The sequence below is a fragment of the Collinsella aerofaciens genome (assembly GCF_020709435.1).
Classification (GTDB): Bacteria; Actinomycetota; Coriobacteriia; order Coriobacteriales; family Coriobacteriaceae; genus Collinsella; species Collinsella aerofaciens_AU.
In genome coordinates, this window is the sequence record NZ_JAJFDP010000015.1 from 19566 (window position 1) to 42343 (window position 22778).

Here is a 22778-nt window from a genome sequence, read left to right on the forward strand (position 1 = left end):
GAGTCGTGGCAACACGGCTCCGTTTTTTGTGCCCGCACGTTACCCTGTGACCCGACTCGACCAAACAATCTCAATCTATAACAACTACTCAATCAAAACGGCCCTACCCGTTACAGATCGAGACAAACGACCGGCCAGACAACCCCAACACAAAGAAAGGCTCCCCTCTCGCCCAGTGGACGGGAGGGGAGCCTTATATGTGACCGCGGCAAAAGGATGGCAATACCGCAGTCGCCCAAAGGGAGGGCCCGGATGCACCGGGCCTAGACAAGGTTCTTGCCAGAGACCTTATCGAAGAGGTGGGTCGCGTTCTTCTCGAACTTGAACCAGATGGGGTCGCCCGCCTTGAGCGCACCCTTGGCCTCAAGGTCGACAACGGGAATGATCAGGACGAACTGGCCATCGGGAGCAGTCACGTGGACATGCTCGGTCGAACCCATGAGCTCGGTCACCTCGACGGTACCCTGGAGCGCGCCCTCCTCGTCCTTGTCGGCAAGCAGAATCTGCTCGGGGCGCACGCCAGCCGTGATCTCCTTCACGTCGCCGCCGTCCCAGTTGAGGGCAAGCTGAGCGCAGGTCTCGGGGGCGAGCGCCACGTTCATATCCTCGGTCTTGACGGTAAAGCCGTTGCCCGAGCGCACCAGCTGGGCATCGAAGAAGTTCATCTGCGGCACGCCGATGAAGCCGGCGACGAAGATGTTCGCGGGATGGTTGAAGACCTCCTGCGGGGTGGCGATCTGCTGGACGACGCCGTCCTTCATGACCACGATACGGTCACCGAGGGTCATAGCCTCGGTCTGGTCGTGAGTAACATAAATGAACGTGCCCTTGATCTCGTGGCGCAGCTTAATGAGCTCGGCACGCATCTGGTTACGAAGCTTGGCGTCCAGGTTGGACAGCGGCTCGTCCATCAGGAAGACCTTGGGGTCACGCACGATGGCGCGGCCGATAGCGACACGCTGGCGCTGGCCGCCGGAGAGCGCCTTGGGCTTACGGTCGAGGTACTCGGTAATGCCCAGAATCTCGGCAGCAGAACGAACCTTGCGGTCGATCTCGTCCTTGGGAACCTTCTTGAGCTCGAGCGTAAACGCCATGTTCTCGTACACCGTCATATTGGGGTACAGAGCATAGCTCTGGAACACCATGGCAATGTCGCGGTCCTTGGGCGCCACGTCGTTGACGCGCTTGCCGTCGATGAGCACGTCGCCCGAAGTGATGTCCTCCAGGCCAGCGACCATGCGCATCGTCGTGGACTTGCCGCAGCCAGACGGGCCAACGAGAACGACAAACTCCTGGTCATGCACGGTGAGGTTGAAGTCCTCCACCGCGAGCACGCCGTCCTCGGTAACCTTGAGGTTGTGCTTCTTCTCCTCGGTCTTCTTCTTTTTGCCAAAGAAGCCCTTCTTTTTGGACTCGTTGTTGGGATACACCTTCTGAACATGTTTGAGAACGATCTCGGCCATGTCTTTACCTTTCGATATGCGGCGCCGCGCTGAGGGGCGCCGCAGAAACTTGCAAAACAGTTACGGCATCAGCCCTTGACGGCACCTGCCACCACGCCGTCGATGATGTACTTCTGACAGAGGATGTACATGATAACGATGGGGATAACGACCATCATGATGCAGGCCATCATGGGGCCGAGCTCGACGTGGCCGTAGCCGCCGCGGAAGTACTGGATCAAGATAGGAATGGTCTTGTACTTGGTGGAGTCGAGCGTAAGGTAGGGCAGCAGATAGTCGTTCCAGACCCACATGGTCTCGAGGATGCCGACCGAAAGATAGGTGGGCTTCATGATGGGAAGGACGATCTTAAAGAACACCTGGACCGGGTTGCAGCCATCAATCATGGCCGCCTCCTCGATCTCGAGCGGGATGTTCTTTACAAAACCGGCGAACATAAAGACCGCCAGGCCCGCGCCAAAGCCGAGGTAGATAAAGCAGATGTTGAACGGCGTGTTGAAGCCGATGCGGTCCGCCAAATTGGACAGCGTGAACATGAGCATCTGGAAGGGCACGACCATCGAGAACACGAACAGGTAATAGAAGAAGTTCGAGATCTTGTTGTTGACACGAACCACGTACCAAGCGCACATGGAGCAGCACACCAAGATCAGCACGACCGACGTGACCGTGATGATGAGCGAGTACATAAATGCCGAGGCAAAGCCCTGCTCGTTAAGGGCGTGCATGTAGTTTGCGAGGCCGTTGAACGTCTCGGGCGTGAGCAGATCGAATGCCGTGGTGGTGCTGATTGCAGTCGCTTTCTTAAAAGAATTAAGCGCAATCATGAACACGGGGTAGATCCACGCGAGCGACAGGATCGTAAAGAAAATCGAGAGCGCGCGGTTGATAACCTTATCGCGTTTCATTACTGCTGCACCTCCTTGGACCTCGTGGCCTTAAGCTGGATCATGGAGATGGCCACGACCAGGATGCAGAAGATAACCGCCTTGGCCTGACCAATGCCCTGCCATGCGATACCGGCACGCGAATAGAACGTGTTGTAGATGTTCAGGGCGAGCATCTCGGTGGAGTGCGCGGGGGCGCCGCCGGTAAGGGCGAGGTTCTGGTCGAACAGCTTAAAGCCGTTGGTGATGGACAGGAACAGGCAGATGGTGATGGTCGGCATCAGGTTAGGGATCTTAACCTTCCAAAACGTCTGCCATGCCGTAGCGCCGTCGACCTTGGCGGCCTCGATGTAGTCGGACGGAATGGACTGCAGACCAGCGATGTAGATGATCATCATGTAGCCGACCTGCTGCCACAGGGTCAGGATGATAAGGCCCCAGAAGCCAGCAGCAGAGTTAAGGGCAATGAGCTGGGCGCCCACGTTGGAGAGTAGGCAGTTGATCAGAATCTGCCAGATGTAGCCCAGCACGATGCCGCCGATCAGATTAGGCATAAAGAAGATCGTACGGAAGATATTGGTGCCCTTGAGCGCTTTGCGGGTGAGCGCCTGCGCAATGGCGAGGGCGATCACGTTGATGAGCACCGTCGACAGGAAGGCAAACGCCACGGTAAAGAAGAACGACGTGGCAAACTGCGGATCGGACAGTGCGCGCACGTAGTTCTCGATACCGACAAAGTGCGTATTGTTGATGGTAATAAACTGGCAGAACGAGAGATAGAAGCCCTGGATAAAGGGGATCACGAACCCGATCATAAACGCCAGGCACGTGGGCAGCATAAAGAGCGGCCACCAGCGCTTGAGTGCTTTGCCCATAGAAGGGTCCTTTCAATATGCAGGGGGCGGGCAAACCAACGTCTGCCCGCCCCCTGTCGCTAATCAGATAGCTTGGGCAGCAACTACTTACTCGGAAGCAGCCTTCTCGGTCTTCCAGCCATCGACGAAGGCGTTCTTGACGCCGTCCCACTTGCTGTTGTCGGCAGCATAGGCGATCAGAGCCTGCTTGAGGTTCTTCTTCCACTCCTCAGAGGGGATGTAGACGAAGTCCCAAGCGACGGTCTTCTTGCCGTCCTTGGCCATGGCGACGGCCTGCTGCGAGAAGACATTGGTGGTTTCCTTGGCGCTCTTGAACGGGGCAGTCAGACCCATCTTGTCAGCGATGATGCTGGTGGCGGTGTCAGAAGTGACGCACCAATACATGAAGTCCTCGGTGGCCTTCTGGGCATCCTCGGAAGCCTGGGAGCTGACGCACCAGTAGTTCTCGCCGCCGGAGCACAGGCCCTGGTTCTCCTCGCCGTCGACACCGATGTAGATGGGCATCATGCCAATCTGATCGTCGGTCATGCCGGCCTTGACGAGGTCAGAGTAGGCCCAGGATCCGTTCTGATAGAAGACGGCCTTGCCGGTTGCGAACTCGTTGGTGGCGTCGTCGCCGGTCTTGGAGGCAAGCTGCGAAGGATCGCAGGTGGAGTCGGTGATGTACAGGTCGAAAATCTGCTTGAAGTTGTCGAGATACTCGCCCTTGATCTCGTCGTCCTCCTGGTTGTGCTCCTTCTCGAACTCGTAGTAGAGCGGGAGGTTGGCGAGGTGGGTGGTGTAGCGCCAGCTGGAGGAGTCATCCATGCCAGCAGAAGTGAAGGCACCCTCAATGCCAAGCTCGTCCTTGCGGGCCTGGATGTCGTCGGCACAAGCCTTCAGCTTGTCGAAGGAGTTGATGTCCTCGGCCTTGTAGCCAGCCTTCTCGAGCAGCTGCTTGTTGTAGATGATGCCGTAGCTCTCCTGGACCCAGTCGATACCCAGATCCTTGCCGTCGGACTGCAGAGCCAGGGAGTCGTCAATGAGCTCACCGCGGAGCTTGGTATCGGACAGGTCGGCGCAGTAATCCTTCCAGTTCTTAAGGCCGGTGGGGCCGTTGACCTGGAACAGGGTCGGAGCGGAGCTCTTGGACATCTCGGACTTGAGCTTCTCCTCGTAGGTGTTGGAGGCAGCGGTCACGATCTTGACCTCGACGCCCTTCTCCTTCTTATAGGCCTTGGCGATCTCCTTCCACTCCTTGTCGACCTCGGGCTTGAATTGGAGGAAGTAGACCTCGGCAGCGTCACCAGAAGCAGAGGAGCCGGAGCCGGCAGAACCACCGCAGCCCACGAGACCCAGACCAAGAACCGCAGCCGCGGAACCAGCAAAGCCCAGGAACTGCCTTCTGCTCATTTCGTTCTTCATTACAATCCACCCTTTCACACCGTGGCGGCACCCTTTGCCGCCGCCTTCGGAGATTGGCTCGGGGACTTTGCCCCTTTTGCTGATTTGTACAATACGCTATTTGGCTAGTTGTTTGAACAAGTATTACTAGAGCGGTAGAAAAACATCGGTGAACGGTAATTTCAACTTGATACTTGACAAGTTTTGTATAAACAATTATTTGTTATCGAATATAGAGAAAACGCCCGGTCAAGCCGATGCATCGTCGGTTTGACCGGGCGTTTTCGCTTTGAGGGCATGAGTCTCGTCAGGCTGCGAGCTAGCCGGCTATCGCTTGGAATTGACGCGGTAGTGGAAGATCTCGGGGTGCGTACGGGCGTGCGTGACCTCGAACAAGATGCCGTCCGAGGTGTACGATTGGCTCTCCATAACGGCGACGCAGTTGTACTTACCAAGGTCCAAGTAGCTGCAGTCCTCATCGTTGGCGAGCTCGACACTCACCGTACGACGACTCGCCATCACTTTGACGCCGCGCTTGTGCTCCAGATAGTCGTAAATTGACCTTGCGGCGATCTCGGGTGTCAGGCCTTTGGCGATCGACTCCAGAAAATAGCCGTGGTCCACCTGGCGAGCGTTACCGTTAAGGCTACGGACGCGCACCACGCGAATCAACTTCTCGCCCACCTTAAAGCCCAGGCGACGAGAGAGTTGCTCGGTGCAGACCAGATGTTCAAAAGACTTAACGTCCGTCGATGCAACGGCATTGTTGCGCTTTGCAAACTCGCCAAACGACTCAACCTCTTCGAGTGCGCCCAACATGTCGGTTTCGCCCTTAAGCCAAATAACGCGCACGCCCTTGCCGTGTATGGGCTGCACAAACATCCCGTCGGCCAGCATGCTCAAAGCGCGGCGGACGGTATTGCGCGTGCAGCCAAATTCCGCGGTCAGCTCGGCTTCGGTTGGCAGCATCTCCTGAAACGCATAGGTCCCGTTAATGATGCGCGAACGGATCTCGCGGTAGATTCCTTCGTAAATCGCTTTTGGCATGACTTCACCTCTAATGAATATGTATGGCTAGGAACGATAGCATTTCTTAAAGTTGTTTAAACCGATTATCGGCAAAGCGACAGTATTTAACCGTTGACGGCTTCTGTCATGCCCAAATCGGTTTCACTCAAAACTGCCGGCACGACAATCGTCCGGTCCTCTACAATGAATCCATTGTTTAAACGTTTCACCACCCGCAACGCACCTCGATATTCGGGAGGCAGAACATGCTGCAAAAAATCCAACGCTTTGGCGGGGCAATGTTCGCGCCCGCCATGCTGTTTTCTATATCAGGCCTCATGGTCGGCGTCTCCGCTCTCGCAACGACTGCGGACATCGTCGGCGATCTCGCCGTATACGGAACCCCTTGGTATGTTTTTTGGACCATCATCCAGCGCGGCTCGTGGACGGTCTTTAAGCGCCTTCCGCTCCTTTTTGCTGTAGCGCTGCCCATCGGCCTTGCCCAAAAGCAACCGGCACGTTGCTGCCTCGAGGCACTCGTGGCCTATTTTGCCTATTGCTTCTTTTTGAGCGAAATCATTAAGCTGAGCGGAGACAATCTTGGACTTAAGTACCCGTCGTCTTTGACCTCCGCTAGCGGCATCACCATCATCGACGGCATCAAGACGCTCGACACCGGCATTATCGGCCCGCTGGCGGTATCGGCAACCGTCGTCGCCATCCATGACCGCTTCTACGATGCCAAGGTTCCCGATTGGCTCGGTACCTTCTCGGGCTCCTCACTGGTCTACCTCATCAGCTTTTTTGCCGTGTTTGCCCTTGCCGCTATCTCGGCCGCCATCGTGCCCTACGTATACGATGTAACCGATACGCTGCGTCACGCGCTTGCAGGCGTCGGTCCCTTTGGCGTGGGCATCTTTGTCTTTTTAGAACGAGCACTCGAGCCCTTTGGCCTGCACCACCTGCTCTACATGCCGATCTACTACGACAACCTGGTCATTAACGACGGCATCTACGCCACGTGGAGCAGCTTGCTCCCCATCCTCTCCCATAGCACGCGCCCCCTTAATGAGCTTGCGCCGTGGGCCGGTTTTACCGCCACCGGCTGGGTCAAGCTCTTTGGCCTTCCTGCCATCGCAGCTGCGTTCTACTCCACCGCAAAACCCGAGCGCCGCGCCGGCCTTAAGGTCATCCTTTTGCCCGCCATCGTCGCCTCGGTGGTTTGCGGCGTTACCGAGCCACTCGAATTTCTCTTTATGTTCACCCACCCCGGGCTCTTTTTGCTCTACGCCGTCTTATCGTCTTGCCTTGCCACAACCATGAATCTCTTTGGCATCGTCGGCATCTTCTCGGGCGGCCTGATGGAGATGGCAGCCTTCAACTTTATTCCGCTCATGCGCACGCATGCCGGTGCCTATCTTTTGGCGCTCGGTATCGGCCTTGCCTTTAGCCTCATCTTTTTTGTTAGTTTTCGAGCACTCATCTTGGTCTATGACCTTAAGACTCCGGGCCGCGAGGATCATGTCGCCAATCGCGCGGCAATCGATTGTTTAACGGGAAGCGACTTTGCCAAAGAGCAATCTCCCAATGACGAGGTCAATAGTCGATCCGATCAAGATCACGTCCTCGCTGAGCGGGTAATTCAGCTTTTAGGTGGCGTTGGCAATATCGTGGGCGCAACCAACTGCGCCACGCGCCTGCGCGTCGAGGTCGCAGACCCTTCCATCGTTGCAGATAACGCGTCGTTTGTCGCGGTGGGCGCCAAGGGCCTCATCATTACGGGCAAGACCGCCCAGGTGATCATCGGCATCTCCGTTCCCCGCGTTAAAGAGCATTTTGACCAGATCATGGGCCTCGAGCCGGAATTTGTGCCCGCCACCTCGGCCTCCCCTGCCGCCAGCGCAGCCCATAAGCGCGGCGATATTTGCTTCTTCGATATCGACGGAACGCTCGCCTGGCAAGACCCCAGGCTCGCCCAAGACCTTCCCGAAGACGAGCGGGACCTCTCCCCCTATCCCAACGAGGCGGTTTCGCAGGCAATCCGCGAGTTTGTCGCCAACGGCAACATGGCCTTTATCTGCACGGGACGCACCCTGAGCTGCATCCACCCCAAACTTCTTGAGCTGCCTTGGACCGGCATCGTCTGTCTTGCGGGCGGTTACGCCGAGATCAACGGACACGCAATTCGCGATCTGTCGATGACGCCCAGTATGCTGCAGCGTCTTGCCCCCTACCTTGAGCAATCGGGCGAGGTCATCCGCTTTGAGGGCCTCAACGGCGTCGTGCGCATGAGTGCCGATGCGCCCGATGCTCCCGGATACGCGCGCACCCTGGGCGACGCAGTCACGCAGCTGCACCATTACAGTGTCTACAAGATCTTGATGTCTACATCACTCGCCAACCACATCGCTCAAGATAAGGCACTTGAGCCGCTGCTGTGCTTTAACGAGCTCGAACTCGAGGTAACCGAAATCTCGCCCCGCGAATGCACGAAGCGCGGGGGCATCCAGTCTGTACTCGACGCCCTCGATCCCCACCACGGAACCGTATACGGCATCGGCGACGCCAGCAATGACGTCTCGCTGATGAACGCCGTCGATGTCGGTATCGCCATGGGCAATGCGCCGGACTATCTAAAGGATAAGGCCGATTACGTGACCGACACCGTCGATCACGACGGTGTCGTTGCGGCGCTCGAGCATTTTGGGCTGATTTAGGCGCGCTCCATCAAACGCACGCCCGTGGTCCCAAATCGCCAAAACTGCCGCGCCAAACGCCCTAATGTGGCAATATGTTGTCTGCATATTGCATCAACGCAACCTCAGAAAGAATGCGAGAACCCGTGTCCAGTCCGTTTACCAGCTTTTTAGCCCAGCACTTTGACCAGATTAACGACTATCTGGCCACGTTCTTTGACGGACAGGCGACCTCTGCCGATATCGAGCGCTACCTGTATGCGCCGCTCTCGGCTTTTACGGCCAACGCCGGCAAGCGCCACCGCCCGCTTATCTGTATGCTCGCCGCAACCGCAGTGGGCGGTAGCTTTGAGAGCGCCCGCAGCGCCGCGGCAGCCATCGAGCATTTCCAGTCGGGCGCGCTGATCCACGACGACATCGCCGACAACGGACAGCTTCGTCGAGGCAAGCCCTGCATGCACCTTACCGAGGGCACGGGCCTTGCCATCAATTGCGGCGACCTGGCGCTCACCATGGTCACCAAGACGGTTCTCGACGACCCCACGCTGGAGTCCGACGTGAAGCTGCGCGTGCTCCACGAGCTTACCGAGATGATCGTCCGCACCATCGAGGGTCAAGCGCTCGACCTGGGTTGGGTCCGTGACGGGCGCTTTGATATCTCGGTTGATGACTACCTGGACATGGCGACGCACAAGACCGCGTTTTACAGCGGAGCCACGCCGCTTGCCGCCGGAGCCATTATCGGCGGCGGCAGCGATGAGCAAATCGAAGCGCTGCGCGCCTTTGGCCTACACACAGGCCTCGCCTTTCAGATTCAGGACGACCTGCTCAACCTTGTCGGCACTAAGGAAGCCGCCAACAAGGACTTCCGCACCGACATCACCGAGGGCAAGCGCACGCTTGTCGCCGTACACGCCCTCTCTGATGAGCGCCACCACGACGAGGTCAAGGCGATTCTTTCCTCGGGCACCGATGATCCCGCGCAGCTCGCACGCGCTGTGGAGATCTTCCAGGAGACCGGCTCCATCGATTACGCCCACACTTACGCGCTCGACCTGACCGCTAAGGCCAAAGCGGCCATCGAGAACGTTGAGCTTGATCCGCACGCACGCGAGCTGTTCCTCTCCATGGCAGATTTCTTTGTGGAGCGCCTTAACTAACGGGGGTTATAAAACCTGTCAGCAGCGTATTTAGGCACAACTTGCTACACTGTTGAGTGCATGTTTATGCATCCCTTTGCGTTGTCTATCCGACAGACGCTCAAATAGTACGAATGGTACGCCGAAAGGGGTTCGTTCATGGAACCTATTACAACGGGCATGCAAGGAGCAGCCGTCGAGGACGTGCAGTCTCGTCTCCTGCAGCTCGGCTACACGATTGATGCCGCCGAAGTCACCGACAAGTACTTTGGAGCCACCACTGAGCAGGCCGTCAGCACCTTCAGGCTCGACAGCGGCCTTGCTGCCGGTCATGCCGTCGATATCCCCTGTTGGAGCGCCCTTGTAGACGCTTCGTATAAGCTGGGCGACCGCACCCTCTATCTGCGCATGCCCAATTTCCATGGCGCCGATGTGCAGGCCCTGCAGCGCGCTCTCAACGTTTTGGGCTTTGCCTGTGGCGAAGACGACGGCTACTTTGGTCCGCATACCGAGGCCGCCCTGCAGCAGTTCCAGGAAAATGTCGGCCTGTTTGCCGACGGCATGGCCTTCCAGGACACCTACGCCTACATCAACCGCCTGCACCATGTGTGGGAGGGCAAGCCCTCGGTCACCGAAGCCGAGTCCCGCATCGGTTTTGCTCGCGCCGCCAACGTGCTCGAGCGCTTCCAGATTGCCGTTATCGGCGAGGACCCCATCGCGCGCAGTGTTGCGTCGCGCATGTGGAATATCGCCACGGCAACGACCGACAACAGCGGCATGATGCTCTGCGACTCCGAGGTCCCAACCGACGTTGACCTGGTGCTCGAAATCGCAAGCGACGAGCTGCCCGCCGACGCCGCACCGCGCGCCACGATTGCCCTCGCCGAGTGTCACAACCTGGCCCAGCGCATCCGCACTGCCAATGTCGCCGCGCAGCAGAAGCCGGCTCGCATTCGCATTGAGCTCACGGGCATGACGCGCTACAACGGCACTTTCACGGCCAGCGACGCGCAGACACTCGCCGTACGCCTGCTCGATGGCGTTTGCGATGCCCTCGCAGATTAGGTAAACTAAACGAGTTGCTTTTGGGCAACACCACACATTGGGACGTAGTTCAACGGTAGAACTCCGGTTTTTGGTGCCGGCTGTTGGGGGTTCGAATCCCTCCGTCCCAGCCCTTAAGAACACAGCGCTCCAGGCCCTTATGAACCTGGAGCGCTTTCTTGTGGGCAAGCGGAGGAATTCGAACCCGCAAGGGTGCGGAGCTGAGGAAACGCGAAGGCGCCCCAAGCCCATTAGGACCAAGAGCGCCTAACATCAAGAAAATATCAGCCCCGTTCCGAAAAGCGAGCCGCATGCAACAACCAGGTAACCACAGGCCCCGGGAGAGCGGGGACACCGGCTTAGGTTTATCGCGAGTTCCGCACGAACAGGAGGCCACTTAATGTGGCCTCCGTCGTGAGCAGGACTGTAGAGCAGGAAACCTAAGCCGGTGTCCCCGCTCTCCCGGGGCCGAACGCCCTAGTTGTTGAGCATGCGGTCGAAGCTTCCCGAGTCGCCATCCCGATAGTCGGCGGTCATCAGAATCTCCTGCGGAATGCGCCCGCCCTCGCGCAGCACATTGCGGAACTGCACGCGCGTGACCATGGGCAGATCCTTGATCGTCGCTGCCAGGTTCTGCGGCACACCCTGGTTGGCAGCCGCGGGCTCGCACTCTCCGCCGGCCTTCACGCGACGCTTATGCTCGGCGAGCATAGCGCGATACATGCCGGCATGCAGGCGAATCTCAACCACATTGGCATTGCGAGTCTGCTCGACGATGCGCGCGCCCTCGCGATCGATATCGCCTACGTAGTAGACGTAGTTAAAGCGATAGCCAATCTCGGCCAGATAATCATCCAGTGCGTGCGAGACGCTCGCCTTGCAGCCGCCGCCAAAAATCACGCCGCCCACCTTGGTACCAAAGAGCTTGGCATGTTTGCGTCCGCGCAGGAGCTTGACGATCTCGTCATAGGTGTCCAGGTTCTCGACCATAATGAACGGCTTGTCGGCACCCAGCGTAAAGAAGCCCGTAAAGTGCACGGGGCGATTGGGGGCGACCTTGATCGCCTGCATGCTGATGCCCTTTTCGGTCATACGCCTGATCAGGCGCTCACCGTGCTTGCCGTCAAAAGCCTTCTCGTCATTAAAGATCTGGTAGGCACGCTGGCGGCGCGAGGCAACCGGCGTATCGGCACCTCGGTTCTGCTCGATCCAAGCCTGGATGATTGCGATTTCCTCGGCAATCTTGCGGTTGGACATCTCGTTGTGCTGAGTGCGTTGCGGAGCCTTTTTGCCGTCCTTGCCCTCGACCTTTACGATCTGTGTCTGCTGCTCCTTGATCTTAGAGAGCGCCGTGGGCGTAGGGACAACTTTGAGCAGCTGCCTGCCTAAAACGCGGGCAAGGGCAAACGCCGAGACCTCGCCGTGGACTGCCGACTCGGGCTGCTGGGCAGCAGTATCTACTGCGGTAGACTCCGGCTTCTTCTGAGACTTGCGCTTAGAATCGCCTTGGGAATTGCGCTCGCGCTTCGGCATAGGCGCCTGCTTCTGCGGACGATCGGACTTGCTCTCCTTCGCCGGCTGGCGCTTAGGCTGCCCCGAAGAAACCTCGACCTTCGCATCCTCGTCCTGTGGCATGGTCTTCTCGGCTGCAGTCTCGGCATGGGAACTGCGGCCCCCACGATGGCGACGGCGGCGAGGCTTGCTCGACGCGCCCTGCTCCGCCTGCTCATCAGTAGGCTGCTGGCCCTTGGCCTCGGCATCAACCTCAAGCTGCGGCTCAGCAGGCTTCTGTTCGCGAGCCGCCGCCTCAACGGCCTTCTCGTCCTGAGTGGTCGAAGCCGGCTCGCTCTTCTCCTGATGCCTTACGGGATACGCGCGCCCCGCAAAACCACGTCCGGGACGGCATGAACCCGGAGCCTTCTTGGCAGACTCCTCAACATCGTCTGCAACCTCAGAAGACTCTTCAACCTCACGCGCGGCATCCTGCTGTGCAGTCTTAAAGTGAGCACCGCGACGACGCTTGGGCTCTTGGGCCTCCACGGGCTTTTGCTCCCTCGCGGGCTTCTGCGACTCGGCAGCAACCTCGGTCTCAACAGCCTCAGCATCCGTCTCGCCCTTTTGAGCAACGGCGCGACGGAAGCGCTCCTGCTGGGCGCGGCGCTGCGCATCGCGCTTGCCACCCCCACCAAAACCGCCGCGTCCTGCCTTGGCCGTAAAGGCACGCACGACGTTCTCATCGAGCAACTCATCGGTATCGACATGCTCGCGCGGAGCAACTTCTTCCACAGCAGGCACGTCAGCAGAATCCTCGACGACAAAGTCTTCGACGGACTCGGTAGGTTGTTCCTGGACATCGCTGATCTCGGCATTGATGGTATAGAACGCCGGGCGCCCGTTAATGCCGCTACCCTCGATCTTTGTCACGATTTTTGCCGCGATAAGCTCATCGCGCATCGCCTTGGTGTCACATTCCTTATCGACGGAGCGGAAAATCTGCGCCAGCGCACTCGACTTAATCTTGAGCGCCTTGCGGCAGAGCAGGTCGTAGGCAACCAGCTTGGCACGCTCGGCAGAAAGCGACGTCTGGCTGCTCAGACGTTCAGCCAGGGCATCGACATTATTTTGGTTATCGGAATATACCGTCTTGGCCACGGGGCCCCTTTCATATGTACACATATACGTTTATATGGTACAACGCACGCCCTTATCCACGCAAAACATCTGCGAGAACACTCGAGCGTCACCAGCTTTTGCATGAAAAAAGGACCGAGCCCGCGAAGTCGCGGACCCGGTCTTTCCGAGTCATATAGATGTGACGCTCAACTCGTCAGGCCGATTAGGCCTTGGCGGCCTCGGCGTCGGCGGGAGCATCGGCAGCAGCAGTGCGGCCATACTCGGCCTTGCCCATCTCGGACCACTCGGGCTCCTCGTCGGGCATGGAACCGGCCTCCTTGCCGAAGAACTCCTTGAGGCAGTTGACGGCAACGATAAGGCCCAGGACCATCAGCAGGACGGCGAAGACGAGCTGCAGGCCCTTGGTGGCGGCGACGGAGACAGCAGCCGTGGTGGCGGTAGCCGGGATGGTGCCGAAGAAGCCGTAGGCCTGGACGGCGGTCATGCAGCCCATGGCGCTCTGGACCAGCGAGGTGAAGGTGCAGCAGAGCAGGAAGACGACGGGCACGTAGAGCATCCAACCCTTGCGGCCGGTGCACTTGCAGAACACGGCGAGGGTGATCATGGTCATACCGCCGAGCAGCTGGTTAGAAGCACCAAAGAGCGGCCAGATGTTGGCATAGCCGCCAAAGGCGAGGGCGAGACCAGGAAGCAGGGTAACGACCGTGGCGAACCAGGGATTGCCGAGGACCTTCATGTAGCCGGCCTTGGACTCGATGGCTAGGGCGTCGTTGGTCTGGGCAAAGAACTCGGAGAACGAGGTACGAGCGATGCGGGCGACGGCATCGAGCGAGGTCAGGGCCAGAGCAGAAACGTTCATAGTCATGAAGACGGTTGCGAGCGTGCCGTCAACGCCGAAAGCCTGCATACCGCGGGAGATGCCGGCGGCGAAGATCTGGAACGGGGTGGAAGCGACGCCGGCGTTAAGGGCGCCGGTACCGGCGGTGTTCATGTCGGAGAACATGATGCCGGCGACGATGATGGCAAGGATGCCGACGAAGGACTCGACGATCATGGCGCCGTAACCGACCTTGACGGCGTCCTGCTCCTTCTCGACCTGCTTGGAGGAGGTGCCGGAAGAAACGAGGCTGTGGAAACCGGAGAGAGCACCGCAAGCGACGGAGACGAACAGGACCGGGAACATCATGCCGGAAGCAGTGGAGAAGCCGGTGAAGACCGGAGCGGTGATAGTGGCCTGACCGTTGACGCCCAGGACGACGATGCCGAGGACAGCGCAGACGATCATGACGATCATCATGATGGAAGTGAGGTAGTCACGCGGGGTCTTGAGCATCTGGATGGGCATAGCGCCAGCGAAGACCAGGTAGACCATGACGACGGCGAACCACTGGAACTTGTCCAGGTAGACCGGGAACTGCATACCGACGGCGAACATGAGAACCATGAGGACCACGCCGGTGACGAACTCGGCAGCGCCGGTGAGGTTGAACTTCTTCTGGGCCCAACCAAAGGCGATAGCGACGAAGGTGAACAGGATGGAGATGGTACCAGCGCAGCCGGCGGCATAGGACTTGGTGAAGTCGATGGCACCGGTAGCAGCACCAGAAGCGTCAACGGCCGGGGTGAACATGAACGTCTTGCAGACCATGTCGGTGAAAGCGGCGATGACGATGATGCAGAACAGCCAGCAGAACAGCAGGAACAGGCGACGGCCGGTCTTGCCGATGTACTTCTCGATGAGCTGGGCCAGGGACTTGCCGTTGTTCTTCATCGAGGCGTACAGGGCGCCAAAGTCGTGGACGGCGCCAAAGAAGATGCCGCCGACGAGGACCCAGAGCACGACGGGAAGCCAGCCGAAGGCCATGGCGACGATCGTACCCGTGACAGGGCCGGCACCGCAGATCGAGCTGAACTGGTGCGAGAACGCGGTAAAGGCGGAGACGGGCGAGAAGCTGTTGCCGTCCTTCATGCGCTTGGCCGGCGTGAGGGCCTCTTTGTCAACGCCCCACTTGTTGGCCAGCCATCGGCCATAGCCCAGATAGCCGCAAGCGAGCACCGCCGCGGCCACAACCATGAGCAAAACTCCGTTCATTACATTTCCTCCTCTAAAAAGAACTTCCCAGACATAAAAAATGAGGGCCGTCGGTTGCGCTCGACGGCCCTCATCTTCATCAGCCGCCCGTTATCGTACGGGCTAGCTGTATGTGCTAACCCGCATCAGATAATTACTACGCTGATAATGTTTAGCTGATGCGTGAACATGTCTAAGAAATCCTCTTCAATCATGATGTGAACGATCCGTGCGTGTTCACATCCCCCAGTGGTTGAAAAGGAGTATGAAACTTTAGTTACCTAAAGTCAACGCAAACATGTAATGAATTTTCAACTTTTTTTGAATTTCTCGGTATAAAACGCCACTGACCTCAGACTTTACCCCACGACAGTTTTTGCATGAGAGATGCCCCTGAGAGCCGCGGGAGCCGGGCGGCGCATATGAACTTTATCGCGAGTTCCGCACGCAAAGAAGGCCACTTAATGTGGCCTTCGTCTTGCGCAGGACTGTAGAGCAGGAAACCTTATATCCGGCCCCTCCGTCCGGGGACCGCGCCGTACCAGCTACAGCGTCATGTTCGGATCGGCATCGACGTCGAACGGCGAGATTTCACCTCGGTCGAATTTACGGCGGGCGACCTCCGCGATCATGGCAGCGTTATCGGTGCAGGCAGACAAGGGCGGCACCGTCACGCGGATCCCCTGACGCCCGAGCTTCTTGATCATCATCTCGCGCAGATGCGGATTAGCCGAGACACCACCGCCGATGCAATACTCCTTGCACCCGGTGGCGTGCAGGGCGTTTTTGGCCTTCTTGTACTGCACGTCAAAGACCGCCGCCTCAAACGAAGCCGCCAGATCGGGCAGGTGAATCGTGCGACCGGCCTTGGTCTCCTGTTCAATGTAGAGCGTCACAGCGGTTTTAAGGCCCGAAAGCGAGAAGCGATAGTCTCCTCTGCTGTTAAGCGCACGGGGGAAATCGATCGCCTTGGGGTTGCCCGTCTCGGCCAGCTTAGAGATGATGGGGCCACCGGGATAGCCCAGGCCCAGCGCCTTGGCCACCTTGTCGAAGGCCTCGCCCACGGCGTCGTCGAGCGTCTCACCGAGCACCTCGTAGTCGCCCCACGCCTTCACGTGCACGAGCATGGTGTGCCCGCCCGAGACAAGCGTGAAGATGAACGGCGGCTTGAGGTCGGGCTGCGCCAGCAAGTTGGCAAACAGATGACCCTCAAGATGGTTGACGCACACGAGCGGCTTGCCAGCAGCGTAGGCAAAGCCCTTGGCGAAGGCGACGCCAACCACGAGCGCGCCCACCAGGCCCGGACCCTGTGTCACGCCCACGGCGGCAAGCTCGCTGGGGGCAATGGCTCCATCCTCAAGACCAAGCGATGCTGCGGCATCCTCGAGCGCCGCATCCACGACACTCACAATCACCTCGACGTGTTTGCGCGAGGCGATCTCGGGCACCACGCCGCCAAAGCGGGCGTGAAAATCAATCTGCGTCGACACCTGGTTGGCCAGCATATTGCCATCCGCATCGATAATCGCCACGGCCGTCTCGTCGCAGGAGCTCTCGATAGCGAGCACTAGGCGGCGGCGCTCAATTTCGGCACGCTCCCCCTCGGAGCGCCCAGGCGCAGGCAGCGGCCACACGCGCTGCTCTGCCGCCGTCGGCTCGGGCGAAGCATTGTCGACCGGAAGCACCAGGGGCAGCGGGGCCGTCATGACGATGGCGTCCTTGCCGGCACCATAGTAGCCGCGGCGACGGCCAGCCTCGGTAAAGCCCAGAGCGTTATAGAGCGCAATCGCTCCCTCGTTGCCGTCCTCGACCTCGAGCGAAGCCGTGGTGCAGCCGAGCATCTGGGCATCATAGCTCACATGCGACAGCAGCTTGCGGGCAATGCCCTCACGGCGATGTGCCGGGTCGACGGCGACATCCAGAATCTGCACATCACCGTCCACGACCATACCGCCGGCAAGGCCCAGTAGCTTGCCGTCGTCGTGTGCCACCCACCAACTACGCGGCGCAGCGACGTCCTCGCCCAGTTCGGACAGGAACATGCCCGGCGTCCACGCCTCGTGTCCGGCACCTTCAAAGCAGGCAGCCTCCAGCGCGCTCGCGCCCTCGGCATCCGCCGCGCCCATGGGACGGAACTGCAGATGACGACCGGCGAGCTCATCGGCAACGCCCGTAATTCCGCTCTGCGCACTCTCGGCAAGACCAAGACGCTTGCGCTCGTTTTCCTCGGCATCCGAAAGGCGCGTGTAAATCGGCAGGACGCGGGCCGGATCGCCGTCACCCGCAGCGTGCGCGAGCAGCAAGCCCTCGCCCGAAGGCCACCACAGGTCGCGCTCCACGCAGCGGGCGGTCTCGTCCTCACCCAGCAGCTTGCCATAGCGCACGAGACCGTCACCGGTCAGCTGAACCTGGTCCCAGTCCGCTGCTCGGCGCCACTCATCGAGCGCCACGGCGGCCTTGACCACGTGTTCGCGCTCAAATTGACGCTCGGGACCCTCATCAACCAGCATATACAGCGCCGGATATACCTCACCGCGCATAGCATCGGCCAAGATACCAAGCTTGCCGCGCACGCCAGCCTTCCACGCCGTCCAAGCGCAAGCGTCGAGCGTCGACACGCCCAGCAGCGGAACATTGGCACCACGCGCGAGGCCCTTGGCAGTGGAGATGCCGATGCGCACACCCGTAAAGGACCCCGGGCCGCGACCGACCACATAGCAACCAACATCGCTGCGATCCAGACCGGCTTGAGCCAGCACGCCATCAACGGTATTCACGAGCTCAACGTTGGCGTGACGGCGACACATGTGGTCGCCACTCACGAGCTTCGTCTCGCCCGTCTGCCCATCAATCCAGCTTGCCGCGCAGGCAAGCATGTCGGTCGAGGTATCGAGCGCCACCACCAGCGCGTTGTCGTTATGCAAGCTCATCTTGTACAGCCTTATCAATCAAATGGGAAAGCTCCATTGCGCGGTCACCGTGCGCCTCAAGCGTTATCGTTCGCACATCGCTGTCGCCCTCATCACGCTTGAGCGTCACCGAAAGATACTCATCCGTCAGCTCGTCCTGGAATTGTTCGCCCCATTCCAGCAGGCAAGCACCCTCATAGCCCAGCACATCGAAAATGCCCGTATCCTCGAGCTCGTAGGCATGCTCCAGGCGGTATAGATCAAAGTGAAACAGCGGAATACGACCTTGATCGTGAACGGCCATGAGCGCAAACGTAGGACTCGTAACCATATGCCCATCGCCCAGCCCGCGCGAGACGCCCTTGGTAAAGTGAGTTTTGCCCACTCCCAGGCCACCGGTCAGGATGAGCACATCGCCGTCCTCAAGGCACGGTGCAATTAGCTCGCCAAAGTACTCCGTATCGGCAGCGCAAGTCGTTTTGTAAGTACCTACCCCCAGGCGCTCCAGGGACATATATGCTCCTTATTATTCCGAGGCGTCCTCTGGTGCGGGATGTCGCTCCAGATAATCGCCCAGCATCTTAAAGTCTTCCTCCAGCAGCTCCTGCCACGCCGGATTGCGCAGCGCTGCTGCCGGATGAAAAGTGGGCATTACTACAAAATGCCCCATCTGGTGGAACCTGCCGCGCAGCTTAGTAATGCCAATCTCGGTCTTAAGCACAAAGTGCGTCGCGGGGTTGCCGAGCGTCACGATAATATCAGGCCAGATGCTTCGAATCTGCTCACGCAAAAACGGCGAGCAAGCCAGCACTTCCTCGGGACGCGGATTGCGGTTTCCCGGCGGGCGGCACTTAAGCACGTTGGCAATGTAGACGTCTTCGCGTTTGAGCCCCGCCAGCGACAAAATGCCGTTGAGATCCTCGCCTGCCGCCCCCACAAAGGGCTCGCCCTGCAAATCCTCGTTGCGACCCGGCGCCTCACCAATAAACATCACGCGAGCGCGGGGGTTTCCCACGCCAAACACGATATTGTGACGCGACTGGTAGAGCTGGCAGAGGTGACAATCGCCCAAAACGGCCTCAATTTCCTCGAGTGCGACCTCACGTGGTGCCTGATGGGTATGGCCGGGGATGTGCATGACGCCCATAGCGGCTCCTACACGTAGACCTTGTCGAGACGCATGCCAAAGCCGCAGGCGACCTCGTAGTTAATCGTTCCGCGCAGTCGGGCCATCTCGTCCATAGTGATCTCGGCATCGCCATCGCGGCCGACAATGATCATCTCGTCACCATACTCGGCCTCGGGAATCTCGTGTGCCGGGTTGGACTGAATGGCGACCATAAACTGGTCCATGCAGATATTGCCAACCTGATGCACGCGCTCGCCGCGATACAGCACATCCATACGATTGGAAAGTGTACGCGATAGGCCGTCGGCATAACCGATCGGCAGCGTACAGATCTGAACGCGCGTACGCGGTACGCGGTAGGTAAAACCGTAGCCCACGCCCTCACCCATCGCAGGGTGTGCCACGCGCGTCACGCGCGCATGGACGCTCATAACGGGATCAAGCTGCATCACGCGGCCACTCAGCTCGCACGGCTGCATGCCATACAAGCCAACGCCGGCGCGAATCATATCAAAATGCATCGAGGGGTCGAGCATCGAGGACGGCGTGTTGGCGCAGTGCACGATACCGCACTCAAAACCCGCATCCTTAATGGCCTGAACGGCCTCGGTAAAGCGCTGACACTGCAGCTTGTAGTCCCAGCCCGAAGGTTCATCGGCCGTGGCGAAGTGCGTAAATACGCCGTCGCACTGAATACCGCGATGGAAATTTATACCGCGGACAAAGTCGAGCACCTGTGTGTAGTGAACGCCGATACGATTCATGCCCGTCTCGATGGCGAGATGATACTTGCCCACTTTGCCCGCCGCGACGGCGCATTCGCCATACGCAAGAGCAAAGTCAGACGTATAGACCGAAGGCATGATATCAAACTCGAGCAACGTCGGAATGGCCTCGATAGGCGGCTCGCTTAGGATGAGGATGGGTTTCGTAATCCCGCTCTGTCGGAGCTCAACGCCCTCGTTAACCGTCGCCACGGCAAACATGTCGGCACCGGCCGAATACATGATCTTGGCGCACTCAACAGCTCCATGACCATAAGCATCGGCCTTGACCACGCAGCACAGGCGCTGACGTGGATTCAGCAAGTTCTTATAGGCCCTCGTGTTGCGACGGAGCGCCCCGCGGTCGATCTCGACCCAGGACCAGCGCGTCAAATCGGCTTTATTCATGATTAGTCATCCGACCCTTCGTCCATGATTCCCAGATCTTCGAGCGCATCCTTTGCCGCCAGTTCCATGGCAGGACCGATCAAGTCGATAAGATCGGTCGCGATGACGCTCTTCTCACCATACTCCGTCGCCGCGGCAAAACCGGCGTAGCTGTGAAGTGCGACGGCGTACGAATACAGCAACTCCCAACGATCCATCTCGTCGCGCATGGTGGCAAGCGTGCCGGCCAAAATACCCGCGAGAACATCACCCGAACCGGCAGTTGCCAGAGAAGCCGGACCCGAGAGCGGCAGCAGCACACGCTCAACGCCACAGATAGCCGTCGTCGGCCCCTTGGCAATGACCACCAGATTGTCGGAGCCTGCAGCCCAGACAACCTTCTGCGCGGCCGCAATCGCGGTACCAAGGTCGTTCACCTCGTCACCGGCAACCAGACGCGAAAGCTCACGATAGTGCGGCGTCATAACCAACGGCTGTTCGCGACGATACATCTCGGGATTACTATCAATACCGTCAATGGCAATCTTAGCAAGGCAGTTGAGTGCATCGGCGTCCAAGATAAGCGGCACATCAAGCTCGAGCAAGCCCGAAACCACCTGCATAGCGCCGGCAGATGTCGTAATACCGGGACCGCACAGTACACAGCTGTACTTCTTTGCAATCTCGCACACAGTCATGCGCGCAGCGGCGCCAAAGGAGCCGCGGGAATCAGACGGAATAGCAAAGACGGGAATCGAAGGAAGTGCCATGCGAATAAGATTGGCGCAGGCGTCAGGAGCCGCGACTGCCACGTAACCAGCACCCGCGCGAGCTGCAGACTTGGCCGCCATAATGGCAGCACCAGGATATTGCGCAGATCCGGCGACAATAAGCACAGAGCCACGGGAATACTTATCGATATTCGTAGGTAGTGGGGCAAAGTAATCAACTAAGTCACCGGGCTCGACAATCTCGGCGGCGTGGTCGACATCATCGATGACCTCGTCAAGACGGTCGTAAAGATTGCCGCAGATCAAATCGCCAGCATACTCAGGACCATCAGCGCTATACAGACCAATCTTGGGCGCAATCATCGTCACCGTATGCTCGGCACGAATGCAGTCGTCATCAACAACGCCCGTCTCGGCATTCAGGCCCGAGGGAACATCAATGGATACGACACAATCGGCGCATTCATTGACCGTAGGAATCCAGATGGAGAACGGCGCACGCAGATTTCCGTGGAAACCGGTACCAAAAATGGCATCGACAACAACATCGGCCTTATCGATCAAAACCTCGAGTTCGTCACGCGAGGGGCCGACGCAAACGTGCACATCGCGGCCGGCAGTACGACGAGCAACATGACGTGCCAGAGCAGCAGGAATCTCATCCGGCTCAACCGGAGAAACGATATCCACGTCCACACCCTTATGGCTCAGGATATCGGCGGCAACCCAACCGTCACCGCCATTATTACCAAAACCGACCAGAACGAGAACCCGATCGGGATTGAGCTTCAAGACCTCGTTGGCGGCAAACTCACCCGCTAGCTCCATAAGCTCGGCCTTCGAAGTCCCTTCGCGTTCGATGATATCCTCGAGACGAACGACTTCTTCGGTACTCAAAACCGGTTTCATCTATGCTCCTAGCGTATCTTGCGAAGCATCGCCCAGGTGCTCCGTCAATGCTGAATTCTGCAGCTGCTCAAGCTCATCTAAAACAGAGCGAGCCTCTTTAAATGTCTGCGCTACGCGTTTCTTGGTGCTCACCTTTTCCTCTTTTGGCTTAGGCCGAGCATCTTCGGTAATCGCGATGGCATTCGCAACGGCCAAGTCTCCTGTAAGCGTAATGGAAAGAGCGACCTCAACAACACCCAGTTCTTGAGCGATCTCGAGAGCACAGCCCGAAAGCAGCGCCTTCGGTTTGCCGAGTTTATCACGCGTAACCGAAACATCCTTGCGACCCACGCCTTGACTAAAACCCGTGCCGAGAGCTTTAAGTACCGCCTCGCGCGAAGCAAAGCGGCTCGCATAGTGAGCAGCGGGACGCGATGATGCATCGCAATACGCACGCTCTTCTTCGGTAAACACACGCCGAGCAAACGACGGCGTCTTTTCAAGAATTGATTTCATGCGGGAAATCTCGACGATATCAACGCCGATACCAGCTTCAGCCATGTTCACCTCCAGATCGCACAGACTAAGTTATTGTAGCCCGTTCGCAGAAGATGCGACAAACGAGGGTTATAAAACACAGCTACTATGTGAGACAAAAGCCCGTAAACGCAAAAAAAGGGGGAGGCCGCGAGGCCTCCCCCTTCTAAGTTCGATGACGGCTCGGTGCCGTCCACCGGTCAGCGGCGCCCTGGCCTCCCACGGGCTGACCC

16 protein-coding genes and 1 tRNA gene are annotated in these 22778 nt (G+C 58.7%); 4 read left to right on the forward strand and 13 right to left on the reverse strand.

Features of this window, described 5'->3' with window-relative positions:
• Window positions 1-263: 263 nt before the first annotated feature.
• The 5 genes from LK493_RS08315 to LK493_RS08335 all read right to left on the reverse strand — a co-directional run bounded on the left by LK493_RS08315 (window position 264) and on the right by LK493_RS08335 (window position 5655).
• Window positions 264-1463 (reverse strand): ABC transporter ATP-binding protein, encoded by a 1200-nt coding sequence (locus LK493_RS08315; protein ID WP_227790703.1) that lies wholly within the window; start codon window positions 1461-1463, stop codon window positions 264-266.
• 68 nt (window positions 1464-1531) lie between these two features.
• Complete coding sequence (locus tag LK493_RS08320) at window positions 1532-2371, reverse strand: carbohydrate ABC transporter permease (RefSeq protein WP_022095055.1); 840 nt, start codon at window positions 2369-2371, stop codon at window positions 1532-1534.
• Window positions 2371-3225 carry a carbohydrate ABC transporter permease gene (locus LK493_RS08325; RefSeq protein ID WP_055285610.1) on the reverse strand — a complete coding sequence of 285 codons (855 nt, stop codon included), beginning with the start codon at window positions 3223-3225 and terminating at the stop codon, window positions 2371-2373. Before LK493_RS08325 ends, LK493_RS08320 begins: the two co-directional genes overlap by 1 nt.
• A gap of 87 nt (window positions 3226-3312) precedes the next feature.
• Complete coding sequence (locus tag LK493_RS08330; RefSeq protein WP_195568732.1) at window positions 3313-4629, reverse strand: ABC transporter substrate-binding protein; 1317 nt, start codon at window positions 4627-4629, stop codon at window positions 3313-3315.
• Between the two features lie 306 nt (window positions 4630-4935).
• A complete protein-coding gene (locus LK493_RS08335) occupies window positions 4936-5655 on the reverse strand; it encodes a GntR family transcriptional regulator (protein WP_217750741.1) in 720 nt (239 codons plus the stop codon).
• Window positions 5656-5882: 227 nt separating this feature from the next.
• On the opposite strand from LK493_RS08335, the gene LK493_RS08340 reads away from it, so the two are divergent.
• The 4 genes from LK493_RS08340 (at window position 5883) to LK493_RS08355 (ending at window position 10626) form a co-directional block, all read left to right on the forward strand.
• Window positions 5883-8333 carry a PTS transporter subunit EIIC gene (locus tag LK493_RS08340; protein WP_227790704.1) on the forward strand — a complete coding sequence of 817 codons (2451 nt, stop codon included), beginning with the start codon at window positions 5883-5885 and terminating at the stop codon, window positions 8331-8333.
• A gap of 125 nt (window positions 8334-8458) precedes the next feature.
• A complete protein-coding gene (locus LK493_RS08345) occupies window positions 8459-9472 on the forward strand; it encodes a polyprenyl synthetase family protein (RefSeq protein WP_227790705.1) in 1014 nt (337 codons plus the stop codon).
• A 138-nt stretch (window positions 9473-9610) separates the two neighbouring features.
• Window positions 9611-10516 carry a peptidoglycan-binding domain-containing protein gene (locus LK493_RS08350; protein WP_022094145.1) on the forward strand — a complete coding sequence of 302 codons (906 nt, stop codon included), beginning with the start codon at window positions 9611-9613 and terminating at the stop codon, window positions 10514-10516.
• Between the two features lie 38 nt (window positions 10517-10554).
• Window positions 10555-10626, forward strand: a tRNA-Gln gene (locus LK493_RS08355).
• Between the two features lie 346 nt (window positions 10627-10972).
• Here the strand turns inward: LK493_RS08355 and LK493_RS08360 are convergent.
• The 8 genes from LK493_RS08360 to acpS all read right to left on the reverse strand — a co-directional run bounded on the left by LK493_RS08360 (window position 10973) and on the right by acpS (window position 22569).
• The gene (locus LK493_RS08360) at window positions 10973-13147 is read right to left on the reverse strand and encodes a hypothetical protein (RefSeq protein ID WP_227790706.1); all 2175 of its coding nucleotides are present in this window, start codon (window positions 13145-13147) and stop codon (window positions 10973-10975) included.
• Window positions 13148-13331: 184 nt separating this feature from the next.
• The gene (locus LK493_RS08365) at window positions 13332-15221 is read right to left on the reverse strand and encodes a carbon starvation CstA family protein (RefSeq protein WP_227790707.1); all 1890 of its coding nucleotides are present in this window, start codon (window positions 15219-15221) and stop codon (window positions 13332-13334) included.
• Window positions 15222-15745: 524 nt separating this feature from the next.
• Entirely contained in the window at window positions 15746-18130 is a 2385-nt protein-coding gene (tsaD, locus tag LK493_RS08370) for a tRNA (adenosine(37)-N6)-threonylcarbamoyltransferase complex transferase subunit TsaD (protein WP_227790708.1), read from the reverse strand.
• Window positions 18117-18623, reverse strand: a complete 507-nt coding sequence (tsaE, locus tag LK493_RS08375; protein ID WP_006235849.1) for a tRNA (adenosine(37)-N6)-threonylcarbamoyltransferase complex ATPase subunit type 1 TsaE — start codon at window positions 18621-18623, stop codon at window positions 18117-18119. The genes tsaD and tsaE overlap by 14 nt, the downstream gene beginning before the upstream one ends.
• A 12-nt stretch (window positions 18624-18635) precedes the next feature.
• Window positions 18636-19256 (reverse strand): uracil-DNA glycosylase, encoded by a 621-nt coding sequence (locus LK493_RS08380; RefSeq protein WP_006235848.1) that lies wholly within the window; start codon window positions 19254-19256, stop codon window positions 18636-18638.
• Window positions 19257-19264: 8 nt separating this feature from the next.
• Window positions 19265-20410, reverse strand: a complete 1146-nt coding sequence (alr, locus tag LK493_RS08385; protein WP_227790709.1) for an alanine racemase — start codon at window positions 20408-20410, stop codon at window positions 19265-19267.
• A gap of 2 nt (window positions 20411-20412) precedes the next feature.
• On the reverse strand, window positions 20413-22029 hold the full coding sequence (locus LK493_RS08390) for an NAD(P)H-hydrate dehydratase (RefSeq protein ID WP_227790710.1): 1617 nt from the start codon (window positions 22027-22029) through the stop codon (window positions 20413-20415).
• A complete protein-coding gene (gene acpS / locus LK493_RS08395) occupies window positions 22030-22569 on the reverse strand; it encodes a holo-ACP synthase (RefSeq protein ID WP_227790711.1) in 540 nt (179 codons plus the stop codon).
• Between the last annotated feature and the right edge of the window lie 209 nt (window positions 22570-22778).